This window comes from Halioglobus sp. HI00S01, from assembly GCF_001635445.1.
In the GTDB taxonomy this organism is placed as follows: Bacteria; Pseudomonadota; Gammaproteobacteria; order Pseudomonadales; family Halieaceae; genus Halioglobus; species Halioglobus japonicus.
Window position 1 is genome coordinate 1 of sequence record NZ_LWEE01000064.1, and the last position, 4,184, is coordinate 4,184.

3 protein-coding genes and 1 pseudogene are annotated in these 4,184 nt (G+C 49.6%); all 4 read right to left on the minus strand.

Going from position 1 to position 4,184, the window contains the following annotated elements; all coding sequences use genetic code 11:
* Positions 1–218 (minus strand): annotated as a pseudogene (locus tag A3709_RS22625) (adenylosuccinate synthetase); the annotation flags it as partial.
* Between the two features lie 243 nt (positions 219–461).
* The gene (locus A3709_RS12480; RefSeq protein WP_156507744.1) at positions 462–947 is read right to left on the minus strand and encodes a hypothetical protein; all 486 of its coding nucleotides are present in this window, start codon (positions 945–947) and stop codon (positions 462–464) included.
* Between the two features lie 153 nt (positions 948–1,100).
* Entirely contained in the window at positions 1,101–2,117 is a 1,017-nt protein-coding gene (locus tag A3709_RS22630; RefSeq protein ID WP_082850093.1) for an IPTL-CTERM sorting domain-containing protein, read from the minus strand.
* Positions 2,118–2,305: 188 nt separating this feature from the next.
* The gene (locus A3709_RS12490) at positions 2,306–3,775 is read right to left on the minus strand and encodes a hypothetical protein (protein ID WP_066055010.1); all 1,470 of its coding nucleotides are present in this window, start codon (positions 3,773–3,775) and stop codon (positions 2,306–2,308) included.
* Positions 3,776–4,184 lie beyond the last annotated feature (409 nt).

Genomic DNA, 4,184 nt, shown 5'->3' on the forward strand with positions numbered 1-4,184 from the left:
TTAACGGCGTTGCGCAGGGCCACGGCGTCGAACCAGCCGCAGCGGCGCGGACGCCCGGTGGTGGCACCAAACTCGTGGCCCTTCTCGGCCAGGTGGGCACCGGTTTCATCAAACAGTTCGGTGGGGAATGGGCCGGAGCCGACACGGGTGGTGTAGGCCTTGGTAATACCCAGCACATAATCCAGGTACAGCGGGCCAAAACCGGAGCCGGTGGAAGTATAGGAAAAATAAACGGCCCAATGGGAGTAGATCTTCTCGCCTATTCTGTTGACTTAGCTGGATAAGTTCGCGAATTAACTGTTTATTGCCCTGAAAATATGTTCGCGGCTTTGAGCTTGCCATTCCTATCCGTTAATTCTTGAAGGAAGGCGCGCAACAGCCCATGCCGCGCGTTATTTGGTGGCTTCCTTGCTAAATGATTGCGGTTGAGCTGGAATCCTTACCAGCGAAAAGAGGCAATCTCAGGTGGTGCCCTGGGAGGAGGTGTGAGCAATGGGAGCGTTGGAATGTCCTGGCAGACGCTGTTGGATCTCGCTGGAGAGTGCGTGCTCCGGATGACGCACACAGGCGACCACGGTCACCTTCTCGGCCAGCCCTCGGGCCCAGCTGGCGAGGCCCTGTAGATCTTCAGGCTGAAAGTGGCTGATGACCTCGGCAGACAGGAGTATGTTTTCAGCGTTTTTTTGCTCAAACTCGCGCCGCAGTGCTGCAGTGGTGTTGTCATTGTAGCCGTCGATCTTCTCATCGTCAGTCAGGCCCATGGCGGAGAGCCGGCGTCTCGCCCTTGGGAATTTGCAGAACAGAGGCCGCAGGTAAGGCGAGTGGTTGCCGTTGAATTTCTTGCGATCCGGAAATACGTGGAGAAAGTGCAGCTGGCACTGCGCCTCAAGCACTGCAGCTTCACGGGCGAAGGCCTGCTGTACGGACGTGGTACCCGTTTTATCCAAGCCGATATGCAGGTAGCAGTGTTGGAAACGGGGGGTAGGTGTCATGTTCTGAATAGGAAGTGTTGCCGTGCCCAGGTGGTGTGCAGGTGGGGGTCGGCGTCACCGTTACCGGTGCCGCCGAATTGTGCAGGTGTCGCTTATCTGTACCTGCTATCAGTGTCTGCGGCGTCGCTGAGAGACGCCGAGGCAAGCAAGCAGCCCCGCCAGAATGCCGACACCCCATAGGCTCAGGGCGGGCACTGGCACGGCCGGCTCGGCAGCGGCTGCTGACACTGGCGCGGCCGGCTCGGCAGCGGCTGCTGACGGGTCCTGGCTCGGGCCACAAGATCCAAGCCAATCGACCGGGTCGGACCAGGCATCAATAACCAAGCTACGGATTTCTTGATCACCATCATCGTTACCTGCACCGGGCGTGTCCGAGGTAAAATCACCCGTTACTGTTTCTACTGTAAAACGATAGTCCTCGGCAAATTCTACACCAGCTGGACTAATTACCTTGACGGTACCCATTAATTGAGATGTCCCTGAAAGCGTAATATCTCCGGAACCATCTACACTACCTTCATTGTTAAGGACTGTTAATTCCTCATCATAAGATTTGTCAGATGAAGTCAATCTAACCTGTACCTGACCTACACCACTGGTAAAACCTATCGAAGGGTATAAACACTGGGCGGTAAAGGCAACTTCCACCATATCACCAACACAAAATGGGCCGTCAGGCTCAACGTTACCCGTGGTAAGTACTGGAGCTGTAGCGTTTACATTAACATTGTTACTGACTATTGGCCCGGCATTAGTTGTGCCGACAGCACTAAGGCTCAGTGACTGAGACCCAGAGACTGTTCCTGAATACGACACAGTAACCGAACCAGAACCATTTCCGGAGCCATCAATAGTTACATCATCTGAATCTGAAGATCCGTTTGCACCTAAATCAAGTGTCACGGTAACTGTTTCACCAGCAGCAAAATCTGCTAAGTTAAAAGCCACGGTAAACGTCTCTTCGTAACATACTGTGTTCGGAGTAGGAGCCGAGGCAGTTACAGTTTGCGACTGCACAGCCGTTGCGCTGAACAGCAAGCCGACTATTGTCAGCAAAGCTTTCATCATTCGATTCACGCGAATCAGATTCTGAAACATCATGTGATTAGGTACCGATTTTTTCATGAGCCTTATTGTTATTGGGAGGCTAAACTTCCCACTGTTTTATGCGTTTTTAGGTCTTTTACCATCTCAATTAACGATGGGTATTCAGATATTTCCAGACACCTCTATATTGAGGATCTGTCCACATTTTTTTGTAAGCGGCTACTGGATCATTCACAAATTCCAATAGCGCTGGGTTTCCATCAAAGTCATGCCCTTTGGCTTTGAGTTGGTTGCCCATCTCTGATATATTCGTATAGCGGGTGATTCAGCTTCAAAGTAGCATCATATTCATCATCAGTAAATGCCTTTACAAAAGCAGATTGTGGCTGATTCTGGACGTTATTCAGGGCTAATTGTACACCTTCATCCGTCAGCAATGGCTCTTCTCCTTTTAAATATCCAAGTATGTTATCCACCCGGGCATTCAGTACTTCTGCTTTTTCGCTTAAATCATTGGCATTGATACCCACGGCCACGTTTACGATATTAAAAGGCGCATCTTTGGCTGTTTCCCAAGAAACCCCAATAATCCGGGCATAATCTCCGGAAAGCATATTATCTGGATGTACTGCAATTCCAAAGCCATCATGATTACCCGATGGGATAATGTAGTCCCCCATCGACACCGGACCTACCACTCGAACAGCCACCTGTCCCATGAAGGCTACTTTTTCATACTTTTCTTCATCCTCAGGCTGCGGTGCATTACCCAGCACGATAGGATTACGGGAAATAACCATCAAGTGATCTGCTAATTGTGTGTTTAGAGATATCTTACCTGCACGAACGCCTACAATTTCACCATACACTAAATCACGTTCTTCTTTTTCGCGGAGCAGCCATTCTGCATAATCAGCCCCTCCTGATTGGTAGGCTACCCCTACTGAATTAACCGTATTAGTTATGTATCCGTCACGTTCAGTAGTGAGCGCGGCCAATTCAGTAGCAAATCCTACACCCTGAGCGATCACCCCAACAGCAGCTGTGGCGCAAATGCCAGAAGCGCCCAACCCTGCCGCCTCGGCCCCCAAAGCAGCTACTTGCGCACCCAAAGAAGTGATACCTAATGCAAATAGGGCCGTCTCGGTTTTATAACTAGGGGAATCATATAACTCCTGAAGCGTTTGGCCTTCGATCCGACCCCAGATGGTTCCATCGCCATCACCGGGCCCACCATCCGCGAAGGTCACAAAGTTATTTGCACTTGAGCGACTGCCATTTACCTTAATGTATATTCCTTGTTCTGAACCCTGGATGGTCAGCGGATAGTTTGCATACTGTTGGTCCGAATCCCCATTCATAGTTCCAACGCCACTAAAAATTTTAACCTGCCCGTTCTCTGTAATGACCACCCGATCATCATTGTTGGTTTTGAAATATAGAGGCTTATTGTCACGTGTTCCAAGAAAATGATATGGCGGCCGAGTAAATTCATTACCGGTAGTCGTCCAATAAATGGAGTTACCAGAACGAAGATCGACTTCGTTATCATCCACCAATTTGCTGGCACTTTCTGCATGAAAAGCATAAGGCACCGACATAAGTTGGCTCGTACTTACTGTCTTATAAAAAGCGCCAATTTCTGTTTTCATCTCCACATTCATCCAGACAAGTTCTTCAGCCCATGGCACCTCATCCAATAGGCCATCGCTGTTATCCCCTTGCCCAATGATCAAACTAAAGTAGCCACGACTATCTGTTATAACCTGATGCTCTTCTGAAAAGAAGGGATTATTAAATGCTTGAAGTATAGGAAAAATAAACGGCCTAATGGGAGTAGATCTTCTCGCCTATTCTGTTGACTTAGCTGGATAAGTTCGCGAATTAACTGTTTATTGCCCTGAAAATATGTTCGCGGCTTTGAGCTTGCCATTCCTATCCGTTAATTCTTGAAGGAAGGCGCGCAACAGCCCATGCCGCGCGTTATTTGGTGGCTTCCTTGCTAAATGATTGCGGTTGAGCTGGAATCCTTACCAGCGAAAAGAGGCAATGCCTCAGGTGGTGCCCTGGGAGGAGGTGTGAGCAATGGGAGCGTTGGAATGTCCTGTTCCTTCTCTCGAAGGTGAGCCAGAATTCTATCGATAA